This window comes from Methylomonas sp. Uni0011 (assembly GCF_056850255.1).
This window is the reverse complement of record NZ_JBVVNO010000025.1, coordinates 15,373-33,291: the sequence shown is the minus strand read 5'-3', so window position 1 is coordinate 33,291 and position 17,919 is coordinate 15,373. Positions and strand designations below refer to the sequence as shown.

Sequence of the window (17,919 nt, the reverse complement as noted above, 5' to 3'; positions counted from 1 at the left end):
GGCTGTGCCGTGGGCCGATTGCGGTCCGGCCAGGCGTTTTTTCATGCAGCGAAATTGAAGGGATCGCCCTACATATTTCCTTACGTTTGGTGAGGATTGGGCTATAATTTAGACATAGATCACAAAAAGCCGGGGCAGGGAGCTGGCAATCGCGCCGCAAGCTGCCGGTACACGCTTTCGAGGGATCGCTCTGCGGTAAAGGGGGGTGAACATGTCTGTTCCATATCCAGCAGCCGACGGCGGTATTTCGGTAGAGCTCGGCAAGAGTTCCGCAGGACCGGCATCCGAGTCCAGCAAAGTCGATTTATTTCCCATCGCCAATCCAGACTTCTGGAAAATTAAAACCCTGAAGGACTTGGCGCTCCGCAGCATCACGCTGGCCCAATTCCCGGTCGTCAGCGCCTGGCGCGAAAAGCTGTTTTCGCCGGCAGGTACGCCGGAAATCTGCGATGAATTGCCGCGCCTATTAACCGAATTTCTGCGCCGGCCCGAAAGCCAAACCTTGCCGCCTTACACCCGGCGCGCCCAAGCGCTACGCCACATCTTCGTCAACAAAACCGCAATCGTGCATGCCGACGACTTGCTGCCCGGCCAAACTACCACCAGCTTCGTCGGCCCAGTGGTTTACGCCGATACCATAGGCTATTGCATTTGGCCGGAACTGAAAACCGTCACCACCCGCGCCCAAAATCCGTTCAAGATTCGCCCGGAAGTGGCCGAGCGTCTGAATCGAGAAATATTTCCATTCTGGCTGGAGCAAAAGCCAATCCAGGAACTGGCCCGTTACAGCGATTACGATAGCGCCGCCTATGAGAACCGCGACCGGATCGGCGGCAATTATCCGGAGTCGATCGATCCGCCCTTGCGTAAAAAAGCCGGAGAAACCCCGAAAGCCCAGGAATTGATGGAAAGGGTAGCGTTCTTCCTGTCCGACAAGGCCACCTGCGTGTCCCATACCGTGCCGGATTTCGAACGGGTGTTGAAGTACGGCTTCGATGGCTTGATCGAACGCGCCAAACAGGATATCGCCAGCGGCGCGGCGGCTACGCCGCAGCAAGTCGAGTTTCTACAGGGCGTGATTGCGGTATACGAGGGCGCCAAACTTTACGCCCAGCACTTGGCCGAGGCTGCCGACCGCGCCGGCAATCAAGTGCTGGCGACCATCTGCCGCAAGGTGCCGGCGCAGCCCGCCGAAACCTTGCACGAAGCGCTGGCCGCGGTCTGGATTTGCTACCACCTGCTGTTGCAGGAAAACACCAATTTCGGTTTTTCCATCGGCCGCCTGGACCAAATCCTCAACCCATTCTATCTGGCCGATTGGCAAAAACTGGATAACCATCAAGCGCAGGACGCCTATACCCGGCGGGCGGTGGAACTGATCAGCCATTTTTTCCTGCATTGTTCCGATCATGTGCCGCTGTCCACCTCCGGCTCGGAAACCCTGTTCGCCGGCAGCGGCTCCAATCAGGCATTGACCGTGGGCGGCACTCGCTATGAAAACGGCCAGGTCGTCGATGCGGTCAACGACATGACCTACATCATCCTCAAGGCCACCGAGATCCTGGCTATCCGCGACCCGAACGTGCATGCCCGCTATCATCGGGATGTGCATCACTGCGACGCCCAAGGCAATTCGCTGCCCGTTGAAGTAATGGACCCGTATCTGAAACGGATTTGCCAGGTCAATATTCTGACCCGAGCCACGCCGGCGCTGCATGGTGATGCGGCAGTAGTGCCGGCCATGGCCAGTTACTATGCGGCGCATGCCGGTATCAGCGCGGAAGAAGCCTTGGCGGATGCCTACGATTACACGTCTATTGGTTGCATCGAAGAAAACGCCGCGCATAAACATTACGGCAACACCGGCTCGACTTTGATGGTGTTGCCGGCAGTGTTGGAGCTGGCTTTGTACGGCGGCAAACATCGCAGCGACGGCGTGGCGCCAAAATCGCCCAACCTGTTTTACGGCGACGCCCGCTACACCACGCAGCCCTTGCTCCAAATCGATAGCATGCCAGCGTTTATCGAGGCCTTTAGGTTTCAACTGAACGAAATGGCCCGCCACGTCGTGCAATGCAACAATTACTTCGGCCGTTTCTACGAACAATCCCGGCAGTCGCCGTTTTTGTCCGGCTTGTTTACCGGGCCGACCAATACCCCGGACAGTGACGGAGCGAGTTTTCGCGATGTCTCCGCCGGCGGCGCTAAATACAATTCGGCGGGCATTGCCGTGATCGGGCTGGCCGACGTGATCGACTCGTTTTGCGTGTTGGACACCCTGGTATTCGGCGGCAAAATCTCGGCCGGCGAATTGCTGGCGGCGATGCAGGCCGATTTCGACGCCGGCAGCTTGCAGCCCAAAAGTTTCTGGGCGTCATTGCGGGAGCGGGTGCAAAACTGGCTGCATCCGGAAGATGCGCCGTTGCCATTACCGACATTAAGCGCCGACCGCCTCAATCAAATCAAACAGATGATCCGGCTGGCCCCCAAGTATGGCGCCGGCGTCGATCAAACTCCCGGCGGCATTTACAACAACGCTACCGCCGTCAAATACACCCACCTGCTGACCGAAATGTTGCAAGAGGTATTTGCCCAATACCGCACCCATCGCGGCGGGCGTTATCTGCCCGGTTATTGGAGCATGACCAACCACGCCGGTTTTGGGATGTTGACCAAGGCCACGCCGAATGGCCGGCGTAGCGGCGAGTCTTTCGCCAGCGGCATCACACCGTGTCCGGGTGTGGTCAAAGCCAACGGCGAGCCGGTCAATTTGCTGGATCACATGCTGTCGGTCACATCGGTCAACGCCAATACGGTACAGAACGGTTACACCTACAACCTGAGCTTGACCACCCGCGATCGCGGCCATTTCGAAGAGGACACCGAATTGTTCTCGCGTTACATGAAGGCCTTTGCCGACCAAAACGGCGTGCTGGTGCAAATGTGCGTGTCGTCGATCAACGATCTGGTCGCCGCCGACCGCGCCGCCGCCGCCGCCGGGGAATCCGGGGCCGGCGAGGCCGAACATAAAGCGCTGGAGCCGTTCAAGGATCTGATGATACGCGTGGCCGGCTACTCGGCGTATTTCGTCACGCTGAGTCCGCAGATGCGCAAAGAGATTATTCAACGCGCCAATTTCGGGCTGGACACCGGCGCCGAGCAACATACGCTCAACGCAATTTAAGAGGAGAACTGTCATGCATGCCGGATTTCCCTGTTTATTACCGAATTTACAAAAAACCTTGAAGTTGGGTGCCAATGCCGCGATTGATGCCGGCGAACTGCCGGCTGTTTTGGATAAAGCCCAAGGCCGCTTGTTGGCCGGCGGCATGGCCGTGGCGCTGCGCTTGGGGTTTGGCTATTTGTTGCGCGATTGCCAGCTGGATGCCGAGCAAGCGGCCAAGGCCAATGCCTTTTTCGAGGAAAACTTCATCATCATTGATCCCCTGGCGCCTGGCGGCCAAAGCTACTATCAGGGCAAGTTTCTGATCCGCACCAGCCGGCGCGGTGATGACATGAACGTGTTGCTCAAATTCTGTCCCAATCCCGATGCCCTGTACATCGACACGCCGTTCGGCCGGGCCTTGAATTCGCTGGCACTGGTTGCTACAGAGGTGCTGGACGAAAACCAGGCCGACCGGATCGAGAACGATCCCAGCCAAGTCGACCTGGTGGTGCGTTTCAAGGACGTGCAGTCGATTATCGGTTTGCTGGGCCGTTCCGGTGTCGATATCGTCGGTTTGCTGCTGGAAAACCTGGTGCAACTGACCGGCCACGTCGGCCATCTGTTTAAATTGGGCGCTATCGCCACGGACATCCAGTTATCCCTGGATATTCCCAAAGCAGCCTAGCATTGGAGAGCGGAGATGGACCACAAAGCTTTCATCTTCGATATCAAGCGCAACAGCAGTGAGGACGGGCCGGGTATCCGGACCACGGTGTTTTTCAAAGGCTGTCCGCTGAGTTGCAGTTGGTGTCAAAACCCCGAGGGCATCGCTCCGGGGCCGTCTCTGTCTTTTCGTGCCGAGTTATGCCGGCCGGACCAGTGCGAGCGACCTTGTCTTAAAGCTTGCCGATTGAAAGCCTTAACGCTGCAAGACCAACAACTGCGGCTTGATCGAGAACGTTGCGACCAATGTGGACGTTGCGCGGCGGTATGTTCGCAGCATGCCTTGGAGCTGGTGGGGCAATGGCTGAGTGTGGACGAGCTGTTTTATCGAGTCGCCATCGATAAACCGTTTTTCGACGCTACCGGCGGCGGCGTCACGGCGTCCGGCGGCGAATGCACTACGCACATGAATTTTCTGCACCATTTTTTTAAAAAACTGAAAGCCGCCGGTATTCATACCGCCATCGAAACTAACGGCATGTTCAATTTCGGCCGTTTTACCCGCCTGTTGCTGCCATGGCTGGATTTGGTCTATTTCGACTTAAAACTGATCGACGAAGCGGCCAGCATCCGCCACACCGGCCATTCAAACCGGCCGATTCTGGACAATTTGTTGCGCCTGACCGAGTGCGCCGAGATTCCGGTCAAAGTCCGTATTCCATTAATTCCCAACATTACCGCCACCGACGAGAATCTGAGCGGCATAGCCCGGTTCTTGCGGGAGCACCGGATCGAGCAGGTCAGCGCCCTGCCTTATAACCCCTTATGGCTGGACAAGCTGCAGCGCTTTGGGATCGATACCGACTATCGGTACGCCGCCTTCATGAGCGACGCCGAGATCGAACGCTGCGTCGATAGCTTGCAGGCCTGTTGATTTCAAGGAGAGTCGTCATGCAAACCGATTTCCATCATGCCGTGACTTATGTCGCCGCCCGCACCGCCGGCTTCACTCACCAGGACGCCGACATCGTTGCTTATTCGGCGCAATACGTGGACGACGCCGTCAGCGAAGGCGTCGTGCATTTCGATAACAACGCCTTTTATGCCAGGATTCATTCGTCGCATAAAAGCACCGACGTCGGCAATTTGAACAACGATTACAACCACCTGATCTGGTTACCATTCCATTTTCTGCCGGGCAACGGCGGCAAGGGTCCGGGCGAAGATCCGGGTGGTACGTTTATCCAAAAAATCGTCTGTCTGCCCGACAGCCCGCCGGCCAAGGACATGGTGCAAGCGGCGGTCGACGATAAAGGCAAGCCGTACAGTCTGCATCGCTTGGGAATTGCCTTGCATGTGTATGCCGACACCTGGTCGCACCAGGGTTTTGCCGGGGTGATACACGAAATCAACGAAGTGGAACACGCACGGGAGTTGAAAAGCTCCGGCATGTACAGCAAACAATTGCAGCAGATACTGGAGGATATCCTGGACGATGTGATTCCGCCGCTGGGCCATGGCCGGGCCAAGGATTTTCCGGACCTGCCGTTCTTGCATTGGCAGTATCGGAACGGTCGCGATGTTTGGATCGTTCGCGATAATCCCACGGATTTTTGCACGGCTGCGGACGCGATGTGCAAAGTGATGCAGCAGTATCTGGGCAAAGCCCAAAACGGATTGCCGGCCGCCGACAAAACGCTGCTGGCAAAAATATTCCTGGAGTTAAAGATCAAGGACGACAAAGCCCGCCATCGGCAATGGCTGGAGATCGTCAAGAACGGCTTCAAAGGCGAGAAATTCAGCTTCGGTACGGCGGAGATTAGTTATGCCGCCGAAGGCGCCAATTCCTGGAAGGAAAAAGCGCTGGGCAGCAGTTGGGACATGCGCGTACATAAATACACGCCGGCATTTTTGAGTAGTCACTGGAAGCTGTTTCACGACGCGCTGCAACTGCATCGCTTGACCGTGCTGCACGACATTTTGCCCAAGTACGGCATTTGCGCCGGCTAAGCCGGCAAGCGGGAGAGTCGCCATGAACGCCAACACCACAGTCGATCCACCCTGCCGGACTTTATACCCCATCGTGCTGTTGCACGGTATCGGTTACCGCGACGACATGTTGATGCTGAATTCCTGGGGCCGGATTCCGAAAACATTGGAGGCCGCCGGTGCCAGGGTGTTTCAAGGCGGACTGGATGCCTGGAACAGCCACGAAAACAGTGCAATGGCGTTGCAACCGAATATCGAGCAGATACTCAGCCAAACCGGTTCGGCCAAGATCAATCTCATCGCCCACTCCAAGGGCGGACTGGAAGCGCGCTATCTGATTTCCAAACTGGATATGGCCGATAAGGTGGCCAGCCTGACCACGGTTTGCACGCCGCATCGCGGCTCGGCCGTGGCGGATTTGGTGGCCGGCGACATTCCCGATACCGAAAACCTGCTGAACGTCAATTTCTTCAAACGCCTGGCGCAGCGCTTGGGATTCGGCGCGATGGACATCCTGGCCAGAATGACCGGCGACAAAAGCCCGCAAGCCGGTATGGCCATCAGGCAACTGACACGTAATTATCTGGCGGAATTCAATCGGCAAGTACCCGACGTGCCGGGCGTTTACTACCAAAGCTACGGCACGCTGATGCGCCGGGCCATCGACGACCCGGTGTTTGCCGCCACCCATGCGTTGCTGAAGCGGATAGAAGGCGACAACGACGGCATGGTCTCCACGCTATCCTGCCAATGGGGCCGGTTTCGCGGCTTGATTGGCGACAGCAATCCCGACCGCGGCCTGTCGCACGGCGACTTGGTGGACTACCGCGGCCTGCTATTGACGCATTTCAATATCCCCGTCGTATATCTGGACATCGTCAAAGACTTAAAACAACAAGGCTTTTAAACGGAGCTGTTAGCTCCGGCCCAAGCCAAAAAGATAACAAGCACAGGGGAAGGACCATGAACAACTATCTCAGTGTCGCCAATTTCCCAACCGCGTCGGAGCCCGAACGGCAAGCGCTGGCTAGTGCGCTCGACGCCATTCTCAACCACGATCTGAAAAACGGCGCGCTGCCTATGCTCGGCAGCTATCGCAAAATTTTGGGCGATAACCTGCGCCGCGAAGAATGGGACGGTATCCACGAAAAACTGCTAACCCTGTTCAAGTGCGGCACCAGCACGCCGCTGGACGGGCCGATGATCGGCGTGTCGATGTCCATCCGCGACAGCGATTATTTCAAGGCAGCCGCCAAGCAGCACGGCGAAAACCGTTCCATGCTAGCGCATCTGGAATGGATGGCAACGCTGTGGAATGTGACTTACGCCAGTACCGGGTTATGGATGGGCAAGACCTTCGAGCCGGTATCCAAAGACGTGTTTGCCGCCAAATGCGGCCACGATCCGGTGGCGCTATCCAATTACGACCCGGAAACGACGCGCATCGGCCGGAATTTTTTCCGCGAACCGGACGATCCCAATTTCATTCAGAGCCTGGGTATGCCGGTGCTGACCCAGTTCTGGAATTTGCGGGATCGGCCTTTGGATACCAAAGCGCAGGGCTTCGATAGCCAATTGCTTGGGCAAAATCTGGCCAAGGAAAAAGCCATTCCGTATGTAAAAACCGGCGGGATTTTCCTGTCCCTGCCTGGTAAGTCCGTAGTTGGAGAGATGAACGGCAAAGCCGTATATCAGCTTAATTACCGTTGGCACCCTTTGCATCCGGCCTTCCCGATGACCCGCTTAATCGACGAGTTGGTGCAGATCGAGGACGGCGTCTATTTGGGCCAATTGGTCATGGCCAGCCACCACTACAGTTTGGGCACCTTGCGGATACCCTTGTTCGGCGAGCCTCCGCCGGAATGGGAGTTGGGCGAAGCCTATACCGGCGACAACTCGGTCGATTACGGCTACCAAAATAACGGTTTCTTTTTGATGATAGATACCGCACGCGCCAGGGAAGCCTTCGCCGACGCAGCCTTCCCCAATCTACGGCCGCGGCCCGGCGAGTGCGGTTGGAAGGAGCTGGGCTACGACAAACCGGTGCCTGCCAAACCGCGCGTTGCACCGGATGGTGTGGATTGGGCGACCGGTTGGCGCGACGACCCCGAGTTGCAGCGTAAATTCACCACGTTTTGCCTGGAAGCGTCGCCGAAAGCCGATGATGGCGACGTACGCGAGTTGCTGCTGCCCGGCGAATCCATTTTGCAGATGTTGCAACGCCAGCAGGGCAAAATTTCGGCAGCCAGCGGTTTCGACGACCATTTGCGGCACTTTGAAGTGTTGAACCGGCTGTTTCGCGCCGGCGTTGCGCCCGGCATTGTCGACGGCGTAGTCCAGGGCCAGGGTAAAGGTTACAACACCCGCTTCGACGCGCCGGAAGCACGCAGTTGGTATGGCGCTGACGATCAATGCCGCGGCTTCGATTACTACCACGGCGCCACGCTGAATTTGCATTGGGGCTTCGGCGACAGTTTTATCGCCAATATCGCCCGCTCTTTGCAGGAGCACAGCATGATTCCGGCCGCGCTGGCCGACAAGCTGCAAACCGATCCGCGCGCGCCGAATTTGCTGAACGCGGTGTGGGCCAATATCGGCCGGTTTATTTTTCCGTGGGCCGGCAAGTCTTTCGAACGCATCGGCGGTCGCAAATTGAGCATGCTGCTGGACGAAAGCGACGACCTGGCCCAGCGCTATCCGGAGCGGGTGGCCGAGTTAAAAGCCCATCCGGCCAGCTTTCCGCATTACGCCCTGGTCGAGAAAAACCGCGAACATTATTGGCAACAGCCGGGCGTTTACGCCGAACATCTGCGCAGCGGCAGTTGGGACCGGGGTATGTCGAAAACCGACAAGGCGTTCTGGGAACGGGAAGCCGCCGAGCATTGGGTATTCGGCAATAACATCCAGGACTCGCGCATCCTGCCCACCGACGCCCTGTTCCGGGTCTTGGATATGAACTACCACCCGCCGCTACCCTCCATCCAGCAATTGGCCGATGCCGGCCCCTCGCCGTTCGTGAGGCAGGGCTACAGCTTTTTGGGGGTGGACGACAGGCCGTCGATCTTGCCGATGAACAACGGCCCGGATAAGCCGAAGCAAGTATTCCAGTTCCATTACCGCTACCCGCTGATCGGCGGTCCGGCGCCGATAGGCACCTGTTTGGACGAACTGGTGGAAATTGCCGAAGGCTTGTTCCTGGGCCAACTGATTTACTCCACCGCCTTGCTGGTGCCGTTTCACTCGGCCACCGACCCGGCGGAATACCAATACCAGCTATTCGGCTATTTCCTGTTGCTGGATAACACCTGGGAGCAACACCGGCAGGCGATAGGGTTTGATATCAATACGGCCGGTTGAAATTGCGATGGTTGACCACGAAAACAGGATTTTTAACCACGAAAGACACGAAAATCGCGAAAGGGTTTTTACCGTTCTGCTTCGTTATCCAGTGGCAACGGCACCTGCGATAAATCCAGTTCGCCGTTGAAAGCTTGCTGGCTCAATGCGCCGTAGAGGTTTTCGAGATCGGTCAGGCTTTTTTGGTAGCGGGATTTGAGGCTTTCGACTTTCGCAGCGATCAAAGCGAATCTAGTCTGCAATGGTTTTGGTGGGCATAAAACTTGGAACGTCTGAATGTCCTTAATACACTTATATGCGGCACCGTTGTCTCTGTTGGTTTGCAGTGCTTAGTAAACGACGCATCCTTGAGGTGTGCATACAAAAAATATTGCTCAACGTCTTTTGCTCGCAAACGAGCTGTACGCTGAACAAGGAGTGATCCACAACCAATTTAATCCACAGTACAGACCTTCAAGCCACTGGAGATCCACGGACGATCCATTGCGATGACTATGTCATTGGCTTCAAGCAGATGCCGCTCCAGTCCTGGCAGTAGTTGTGCTGGCCAATAGTTGCATTTATTCCAATCAATTCCCTGCGGGTAAATTATCAGGCCGCCACAAAGTCTCAGCTGATTCGGATCATCGGTGTAGAGGTCACTCTTGAATGGATACCCAGTGATGATTTCTGCAACCTTGCTGCAAGGCTTTTTCTCCCACCTCATCTCATTCCGCACCGGGTCGCCAAACATCTCCAGAAAAACGCTTTTGAGCAGGTCGTCGAGTTGTTGTAGGTGTTGTTTGCGCTGGGCGATCAGCCCTTCCACTTTGCCGAGCAGATGGGCAATACGCTTTTGGTCGTCGAGAGGTGGGAGAGGAATTTCTATCTCAGCGAGTGACTTTGAATTGAGCGTCTTGCCCATTACGGCTTTCTGCCTGTTGCTGCGTGAGCGTGGCGAGGGTGTACTGGTCTTGTGACAGCCCGGTGCGCTCGTAATAAAGGCTGCCCAACTGGCGCTTGGCCGAACTAAATATTGCTCGTATCGGTTCAAAGAAATGGCCTAATTGAATTGAGCATACACCCCAGCATCCCGCTCAGGATAACTCTCATACACGTGCTCGAACACCGCCGAGCATTTATGTTGATAGAGTTCCGGCGTGTAAGCGCGCGGCAGGCCAGAATCAAGGGTGTCTTCGATGGTGAGTTTGAGTTGGGAGCGGGCCGTGGATTTCTGCCGCCAGTTCAGCACCAGTAGTTCTTTCAAACGTGCCAATAATTCGCGGGCTACTTTTTTGACTTCGCTGCGTTCCTCGCTGGTCAGTTCCGGTGCGGGACGGGTCAGAATGTCGAAGATGACCAGCTCTTCCTCGCTCATATGCTCCCGCACATGACGCTGCTGCTCGTCGTTCAGGCTGTTACTCAGGGCCAGCAATTCGGCATACAGCGCTTCAATCGAGGCGCTACCATTGTTATAGCTTTCGATTAACGCTTCGAATTTTTCCGCAAAGTCGGCACGGGTGCGATTCAAGCGGATCATTTTTTCCAGTTGCGCACGAATCGCGGCCTTTAGCACTTCCAGGTCGGTATTTTTATGCTTAGACTGCTTGAAGCGTGAGGCCAGCGCTTCGAAATTGATCTTGGACAGGTCTAAGGCCGGTGGCCCCTGTTCGCGAATGGCGTGGCCGGTAATCGAGTCATCCAGCAAGCTGTTTATTTGACCCATCACCTGGGAAATATCCGGTGGATTGGGGTTCAGATTGACGCGCATCGCTTCTGCGAGCGTTGCCAAACAAGCCGCGCGACTGGCGAACTCCAGCGCGGCAGGGTCGGGTTTGACGGCTTGGTACAGGGTGTTGACCAAGCGCTCGTGTCCGAAAAACTCCCGCCGCAAAGGATCAGGCGAAATCAGCGCATTAATCGCATCTTCGATGGCCTGCAAGCGTTGCAAGCTCCCGGCAGGCAGCGCTTCAATCTGATCCAACACCACGCCATGCGCCGCGCAAAAAGCAGTAGCCTGGGTAACGGACTGCCGCAGCTCATCTACTAACTGCTGCTTTTCCTTGACCGGACTCTTGCCATCTTTGCCGGCGCCGTAGATCGCTAACGCTTTTTCCAGCGAGGCAAACACATTGGCGTAATCGACAATCATGCCGCTGTGCTTACCGGGAAAAACCCGATTCGCGCGGGCGATGGTCTGCATCAGCGTGTGGTTACGCATCGGTTTATCCAGATAGACCGTCGAGCAACTGGGCGCATCAAAGCCCGTCAGCCACATGGCGCAGACGAAAACCAGGCGCAACGGATCATTGGTGTCCTTAAACCGCTCGTCCAAGCCCGGCTGCGACTCATTCATGCGCTTGCGATGCAGCGCTATGTCGAATCCCAACGTTTGCATCTGCTGGATTTCATTTTGCCCAGGCGAAACAATCACCGCCATGTCGGTGCTGACCAATACTTCCAATCGCTGTTTCAGCTCTGCCATACGCAGATCGCGGCGTGCCTGCTCTGGATTCATCTCGCTACCGCGTAATTGATAAGACAACTCTGCCAACTCTTTCCGTACCCGCTCGATTTCCACAGCCCAATGCGCCTGTACCTTGTCGTACATCCGCACAGCGGTGGCTTTGTCGATGGCAACCACCATCGCCTTGCCGATAAAGCCGCGCCCCAGAAAATGCCGCACGATGTCTTTCGCCACCGTTTCCAACCGGTCGTCGCGCGTCAGTAGGTGGTATTGGCGGGCCAGTTCCCGTTCCAGCTTGGCTTCCTGCTCAGGGTCAAGCTCAGCCTCTTCAATCAGTTGGTAAATGTCGTCGTTCAAGTCGGGGTTAATCAACTGCAATTCCGGCGTGCGGTTATCGTAGAACAACGGCACCGTGGCGCCATCTTCAATCGACTGCTGGAAATCGTAGATCGACACGTAATCGCCAAACACGTCCTTGGTGCGCTCTTCGCCCGCGATTAGCGGCGTGCCGGTAAAGGCCAGGAACAGGGCGTTGGGCAAGGCCGCCCGCATATTTAGCGCCAGAGTGTCGTATTGGCTGCGGTGGGCTTCGTCAGTAAGTACGATCACGTCGGAGCGGTCGCATAGCAATTCGGGCATCTGGAACTTGTGCACCAGGGTAAACACATAGCGATGATTGCCGCGCAACAGTTCCCGCAAGTGTTCGCCGCTACTAGCGTGACAGGCATCGCCTTCGGCCTCGCTGACAGCACCGACAGCTTTGAAGGTTTTGGCGATTTGCTCGTCCAGTTCCACCCGGTCGGTAACGATCACAAAGGTCCAGTTGCCGATCAACTTGCGCAACACCTTCTGCGCGTAAAACACCATCGAAAAGCTCTTGCCGCTGCCCTGGGTTTGCCAAAACACGCCGCCCCGCCCATGACCCAATTCGCGGGCTTTTAACATGGCAGCGATGGCGTTATTCACACCGAGGAACTGATGGTTCTGGCCGACGATTTTGATTAACCCCGCCTTGTGCTCAGAAAACAGCGTGAAATTCTCCACCAAATCCAGCAAGCGACTCCTGTCGCAAGTCCCGCGCAGAATCACTTCCAGCGACACCCGTCGTGGCTCGTCCTCGCGGGCTATGCGCTTCCACTCGAAGAAGCGCTCCCAATCGGCGGTCAGTGAACCGACCCGGCTATCCGTGCCATTGGAAGCGATCAGCAATGCGTTGCTCCAGAACAGTGCCGGAATCTGCTGTTTGTAATGGGTCAGATTTTCGGCAAAAGCTGCGTGTGCCGGTACACCGGGCTTTTTCAGTTCGATGACCAGCCACGGCAAACCATTCACAAAACCAACCAGATCAGGCCGGCAAGTGTAAAGTGCCCCTGTAACGCTAAACTGACTGACCAGCAGAAAGTCGTTGTGCTCCGGGTGCTGCCAATCCACCACCCGTAACCGTTCGGTTCTCTGACCGCCGTGTTCCAAATCGGGCACAGACACCGTAATACCGTCTTTCAGCAGCCGATAGACTTCGCGGTTAGCGGCTTCCAAACTCATCGCCGAGCGGTCGCGGGTCAGCTCATCAACGGCGTTGCTGATGGCTTCCGGGGGCAGCTTGGGATTGAACTTGCACAGAGCCGCACGTAGCCGTGCCACCAACACCACTTCACCTTTAGTTTCACGGCCCAGCATACCGCCTGTTCCGAAGGTTTCTTCCAAAGCCGATAGCGTTTGCCAGCCCAACGAAGCAAATAACTCAATGGCGGGCTGCTCTACCAGTTGGTCTTCGGAATAAGCGTGGGTGTTCATTCGCCATCCTCTTCGGCATCCTTTGCCAGCGCCTGCTCGATAGCCTCAATGCTGGGCAGGCTGGTTTGCAACTCGGCAGGCAGTGCGTCGAGCAGCTTATACTCAGCAATCCCCATAGGCTGGCTCTTATCCCCCAGAGCATATTCGGCCACGATCTTGTTTTTGCTCTTGCAGAGCAACAAGCCAATGGTGGGGTTGTCGTGCTCGCTTTTGACTTGGCGATCCACCGCCGTGAGATAAAACCCAAGCTGACCCAAATGCTCGGGTTTAAACTTGCCACCCTTTAGTTCGATCACCACATAGCAGCGCAGTTTTAAATGGTAGAACAGCAAATCGATGAAGAATTCGTCGCCGCCCACGTCCAACAGCACCTGTCTTCCAACAAACGCGAAGCCCGCGCCCAATTCCAGCAGGAACTCGGTGACATGCTTCACCAGCGCGTGTTCGATCTCGCGTTCCTGCGCCTCATCGGTCAGGCCCAGGAAGTCAAAACGGTAAGGGTCTTTCAGAGACTCACGGGCCAGGTCTGACTGCGGCTTGGGCAGGGAAGCCGGAAAGTTGGTGATTGCCTGACCGCTGCGCTCCAACAGCCGGGTTTCGATCTGCATCACCAAAACGTTGCGCGACCAGTTATGTTCAATGGCTTTGGCGGCGTACCAGCGTCGAGTTTCGAGGCCGGGTAACTTATCCAGTAGTGCCAAATGGTGATACCACGGCAATTGTGCAAGCACCCCTTGCACAAATTCCACATCCGGCCAGGCCTCGGCAAAGGCGCGCATGTACTTGAGATTGCGCGGCGAAAAGCCCTTCATATCCGGAAAGGCATTGCGCAAATCCTGCGCCAGTCGTTCGATCACTTTGGCGCCCCAACCCTCGCGGTCTTGTCGGGCCAGAATGTCGCCGCCGATTTGCCAGTACAACAGCACCAACTCACGATTCACCGCCCGCGTGGCCCGCTGCTGGGCTTCGTGAATGCGGGTTTTCAGTTCAGTCAACCAAACGGCATAATCGGCGGGCAACGGCACGATGTCAGGCATAGCTGGTCACCTGGGTTAAATCGTCTGCGGCTTCGGGCAGGGTGATTTGGCCGGAGAGCAGGCGGGGTAATAGTAGGTCGCGGGTTTGGCGGAGGTTTTGGATTTGGCGTTTGAGTGTGGCAGTTTGCCGTTCAAAAGTATCAGCCAATTCGCAGAATTGATTAAGCATGGCTAGGGGTGGGGTGAGTATTTCCAGTGTATAGGCTTGGTTGCGACTCAATCCAGGCACAGCCGCGTCGCTGTTGATGAAATTTAGCGTGGGCAGAACATAGTACAGGTAGCGTAAAGGCAACAACGATGTCACAAAGAAAGCCGTATCAATCACGAAAAAATCGTTGTCACACCAGAAGACGCTACCGACATTTCCTTTTCGGCCAACGATGATGCCTGGACCTTCAACCAACACGGCATCATGTGTACCAACAATGCCGCTTGAGCCAAACACTGGATAATCACCATCGCGCCGATCTTCCTTCTTTAACGCTTTCCCATAGTTCAGTTCAACCACTTCGCCCAGCTTCTTCACATCCCATCCCCGCGGAATCTCGCCAAGCGACGAATCAACACGCGGATGATTCTCATGGCCGGGGAAGCGGAAGTGGACGAACCACTCACGGTAAAGGTTACGGGCCATCGTCTCCAGAATCTTGATGCGCCGCTGGTTGTTCTCGATGAGTTCGTCGTAGGCCGAAAGGATGCTGGCGATACGTCGCTGGATTGGGAGCCGAGGAAGGGACGGCAACTCCATCGTCCGAACATCTTTCATGTTTAGATGTGCAACGGTGGCTCCGTTCGTCTTTGCATGAATCAATCCTTGAACATGCGGACCGTTCAGAAAGTAATTGAGGAATGATGGCTCAACCTTGGCGCGATTAGGGCGAATCAAGAGAGTGCGTTGCCCCAAACAAGGACGAAGCCCTTCGGGAATCATAGCGACATTTCCGACCGGTGCTTCACGCGCCATGATTAGATCACCAGGTAATGGAACGGCGCGTTTCGTCCACAGCTTATAAGTTTCTTCGGAAACTCGGTTCACACCATCAAGAATAAAACGACCACGTCCGATATTGGGCGTGCGGATGGACGGATAACCTGTTTCTTGTGTTGGAGCGGTTTTGTGCTCGCAGTCGATGATGAGATCACAAACATCCTGGAGCTGCACCCTATGCCTCCAGATCCGTAGGGCGCATTAGCGATAGCGTAATGCGCCGCATGTTTGAAGCCTTGCGGCGCAATGCCCGTTGGTTATTGCGCCCTACTGATAACGTTAACATCAAGCCCCCAAAATACCGGCCACGTTCACGGCAATCGTCTGCTCCAACTCCCGCGCCTGCGCATTCAACACTTCAAGTTCCTCGTTCAACGCTTCGAGTTGTTCCTTGAAATCTTCGTCGCTGACGTCTTCTCCCGGCGCGACACCAACATAACGACCGGGATTGAGTGACCAGCCCTGGGCCTCGATTTCGGTTAGCGTCGCCGCTTTGCAGAGGCCGGGCACATCGGTGTAGGCAGTAATTTCGCCGAAGACTTCCTTGAGTTTGCTTAAAGTCTCCTCGCCACCAACGGTCAAGTCGAGCGCTTCGCCACGATACAGGCGAACCAGGTTGGCGATGAAACCGATTTGCGCCGGCGTCCATTCGCGATGGGCGCGATCCACTTGTCGATAGATATGACGGGCGTCGATGAACAACACGCTGTCGGCGCGCGTTGACTGGGCTTTGGCCTTATCAAAAAACCATAGGGTGCACGGTAGAGTGACGGTGTAGAACATGTTGGGGCCGACGGCGACCATCACGTCTACCGCGCGGGCTTCGATCAATTGCTGGCGGAGTTCCTGTTCAGACGATCGCGCATCAGAGGCAGAGTTGGCCATAACAAACCCAGCGCGGCCCTTGGCGTTAAGCGCGGAGTAGAACAGTTGTATCCACAAATAATTGCCGTTGTCGGTACGCGGCAGGCCAAACGGAAAGCGACGGCCAGCACCGACCATGTCCTTGAGCCGTTCTTTATCCACGGCATTGACGTTGAACGGTGGATTGGCCAACACAAAGTCGAATGAGGCGGTGGCATTGTGCGGGTCGTCGTAATAGCTGTTGACGTTGCCGCCGTGTTTGATGTCGCCTTCCAGGCCATGCACTGCCAGGTTGAGACGGCATAAGCGTCCAGTTTCATCGGTTTTTTCCACGCCGCATATCGCCAGTTCGGCGGCGGGGTTTTTCTGATGCTCTGCGACAAAGCGCGCCGATTGCACAAACATGCCGCCTGAGCCGCAAGCCGGGTCGAGAATCCGGCCGTGAAAAGGTTCGATTATTTCGGTCAGCAGTCGCACGATGCAGCTTGGCGTGTAAAACTCGCCGCCTTTTTGGCCTTCGGTGCGGGCGAATTCGCCGAGGAAGTATTCGTAAATGCGACCAAAGGCGTCGTAGTCGACCGTGGCAGGAATCTCGGAGACTTTTTTCAGCAATTCCTTGAGGAGGGTGCTGGTAAACAGGTTATAGGTTTTGGGCAGTACACCGGCCAGTTGCGGGTTGTGCTTTTCGATGCCGCGCATGGCCGCGTTGACTTTGGCACCAATGTCGGAGGCTTCCGGCAGGGTCAGCAGGTAATCGAAGCGGGCTTCCGGTTCCAGGTAAAGTACGCCTTCCGCATGATAGGCAGCCGGCTCATCCACCCGGCTACCGCGTCTGGACGATGCGCCTGCGGCATCGAGCTTGTTGCGCAGTATCGCAAAGCGCACTTCTGCAAAACGCAGAAAGATCAGGCCGAGAATGGGGCCGGAATATTCCTGGGCTTTAAGGCCCGAGTTGGCTCGGAACTGGTCGGCAGCATCCCACAGACGCTTTTCCAATGTGGCGGTGTTGGTGTCCTTTTCGGAGGCAGCAATCCAATGCATGGTTTGTTCTTGGCTTTATCAAAAAATGGCGGGAATGATAGCTTAGTTACGCACTTTAAAGCACTTACCATCTAGTTGTAAGTGAGTTCACCGGCGCTGCATCAAGCATTCAAGTCATAAAATCGTACAAGTCTGGCCGCCAAGCAGATCGATCATGATTTGTCGCTAGACATTACTTGCTAATTGGATCTGTTTGGTGGTTCTTACTATTTGACATCGCCGATTCATTTGGAACGAATCCGGCTTTCCAGAAATACTAATGGCGCCCGAAGGCGCCATCAAAAGCATGCAGGGATAACAACTTTATCCGCTAGCAAAAACTCCCTGCTCACTAAGCTGAATACGGAAGGCAGTGTCTTCAAACTCCAACCCGGTTACCCGTCAATGGCAACAAATAACAATCAATCTCATTTGAACAAGTTTTGTAGTTATTTAGGTTGAGTTCAGAACCTGCCTAATCCCCCCAAATTCAATTTGTCGATCAGTTAACCAAGCCAGAGCCCATTTCACGAGTTATGAGATTTCATTTCGCAATTGTGAGATTTTTTTCATCTATTTTGAGATCTGACACAGG

Annotated in this window: 12 protein-coding genes; 6 read left to right on the top strand and 6 right to left on the bottom strand. The window is 55.6% G+C overall.

Features of this window, described 5'->3' with window-relative positions; genetic code table 11:
- The first annotated feature begins 211 nt into the window (after positions 1–211).
- From AC0IM9_RS18935 to AC0IM9_RS18910, 6 genes are read left to right on the top strand one after another with little or no spacing between them, the layout of a single operon-like run.
- Complete coding sequence (locus AC0IM9_RS18935) at positions 212–3,184, top strand: pyruvate formate lyase family protein (RefSeq protein ID WP_482805030.1); 2,973 nt, start codon at positions 212–214, stop codon at positions 3,182–3,184.
- A gap of 13 nt (positions 3,185–3,197) precedes the next feature.
- A complete protein-coding gene (locus tag AC0IM9_RS18930; protein ID WP_482805029.1) occupies positions 3,198–3,851 on the top strand; it encodes a hypothetical protein in 654 nt (217 codons plus the stop codon).
- A gap of 15 nt (positions 3,852–3,866) precedes the next feature.
- Entirely contained in the window at positions 3,867–4,763 is an 897-nt protein-coding gene (locus AC0IM9_RS18925) for a glycyl-radical enzyme activating protein (RefSeq protein ID WP_482805028.1), read from the top strand.
- A 17-nt stretch (positions 4,764–4,780) separates the two neighbouring features.
- On the top strand, positions 4,781–5,839 hold the full coding sequence (locus AC0IM9_RS18920) for a DUF6765 family protein (RefSeq protein ID WP_482805027.1): 1,059 nt from the start codon (positions 4,781–4,783) through the stop codon (positions 5,837–5,839).
- A 22-nt stretch (positions 5,840–5,861) separates the two neighbouring features.
- The gene (locus AC0IM9_RS18915; RefSeq protein WP_482805026.1) at positions 5,862–6,725 is read left to right on the top strand and encodes an esterase/lipase family protein; all 864 of its coding nucleotides are present in this window, start codon (positions 5,862–5,864) and stop codon (positions 6,723–6,725) included.
- Between the two features lie 56 nt (positions 6,726–6,781).
- Positions 6,782–9,175, top strand: coding sequence for a hypothetical protein (locus AC0IM9_RS18910; RefSeq protein ID WP_482805025.1), 2,394 nt, complete (start codon positions 6,782–6,784; stop codon positions 9,173–9,175).
- A 68-nt stretch (positions 9,176–9,243) separates the two neighbouring features.
- Here AC0IM9_RS18910 and AC0IM9_RS18905 read toward each other — a convergent pair whose 3' ends face one another.
- From AC0IM9_RS18905 to AC0IM9_RS18880, 6 genes are all read right to left on the bottom strand, one after another.
- Positions 9,244–9,417, bottom strand: a complete 174-nt coding sequence (locus AC0IM9_RS18905; protein WP_482805024.1) for a restriction endonuclease subunit S domain-containing protein — start codon at positions 9,415–9,417, stop codon at positions 9,244–9,246.
- A 191-nt stretch (positions 9,418–9,608) separates the two neighbouring features.
- On the bottom strand, positions 9,609–10,079 hold the full coding sequence (locus tag AC0IM9_RS18900; protein ID WP_482805023.1) for a restriction endonuclease subunit S: 471 nt from the start codon (positions 10,077–10,079) through the stop codon (positions 9,609–9,611).
- Between the two features lie 138 nt (positions 10,080–10,217).
- A complete protein-coding gene (locus AC0IM9_RS18895) occupies positions 10,218–13,415 on the bottom strand; it encodes a type I restriction endonuclease subunit R (protein ID WP_482805022.1) in 3,198 nt (1,065 codons plus the stop codon).
- A complete protein-coding gene (locus AC0IM9_RS18890; protein ID WP_482805021.1) occupies positions 13,412–14,452 on the bottom strand; it encodes a PDDEXK nuclease domain-containing protein in 1,041 nt (346 codons plus the stop codon). Before AC0IM9_RS18890 ends, AC0IM9_RS18895 begins: the two co-directional genes overlap by 4 nt.
- Positions 14,445–15,614, bottom strand: coding sequence for a restriction endonuclease subunit S (locus tag AC0IM9_RS18885; RefSeq protein WP_482805020.1), 1,170 nt, complete (start codon positions 15,612–15,614; stop codon positions 14,445–14,447). Before AC0IM9_RS18885 ends, AC0IM9_RS18890 begins: the two co-directional genes overlap by 8 nt.
- A 111-nt stretch (positions 15,615–15,725) precedes the next feature.
- A complete protein-coding gene (locus tag AC0IM9_RS18880) occupies positions 15,726–17,345 on the bottom strand; it encodes a class I SAM-dependent DNA methyltransferase (protein WP_482805019.1) in 1,620 nt (539 codons plus the stop codon).
- Positions 17,346–17,919: the final 574 nt, after the last annotated feature.

Bases quoted from the DNA above. Each gene is read 5' to 3' on its own strand.
- AC0IM9_RS18935 (WP_482805030.1), top strand. From the start codon at position 212: ATGTCTGTTCCATATCCAGCAGCCGACGGCGGTATTTCGGTAGAGCTC.
- AC0IM9_RS18930 (WP_482805029.1), top strand. From the start codon at position 3,198: ATGCATGCCGGATTTCCCTGTTTATTACCGAATTTACAAAAAACCTTG.
- AC0IM9_RS18925 (WP_482805028.1), top strand. From the start codon at position 3,867: ATGGACCACAAAGCTTTCATCTTCGATATCAAGCGCAACAGCAGTGAG.
- AC0IM9_RS18920 (WP_482805027.1), top strand. From the start codon at position 4,781: ATGCAAACCGATTTCCATCATGCCGTGACTTATGTCGCCGCCCGCACC.
- AC0IM9_RS18915 (WP_482805026.1), top strand. From the start codon at position 5,862: ATGAACGCCAACACCACAGTCGATCCACCCTGCCGGACTTTATACCCC.
- AC0IM9_RS18910 (WP_482805025.1), top strand. From the start codon at position 6,782: ATGAACAACTATCTCAGTGTCGCCAATTTCCCAACCGCGTCGGAGCCC.
- AC0IM9_RS18900 (WP_482805023.1), bottom strand. From the start codon at position 10,079: ATGGGCAAGACGCTCAATTCAAAGTCACTCGCTGAGATAGAAATTCCT.
- AC0IM9_RS18895 (WP_482805022.1), bottom strand. From the start codon at position 13,415: ATGAACACCCACGCTTATTCCGAAGACCAACTGGTAGAGCAGCCCGCC.
- AC0IM9_RS18890 (WP_482805021.1), bottom strand. From the start codon at position 14,452: ATGCCTGACATCGTGCCGTTGCCCGCCGATTATGCCGTTTGGTTGACT.
- AC0IM9_RS18880 (WP_482805019.1), bottom strand. From the start codon at position 17,345: ATGCATTGGATTGCTGCCTCCGAAAAGGACACCAACACCGCCACATTG.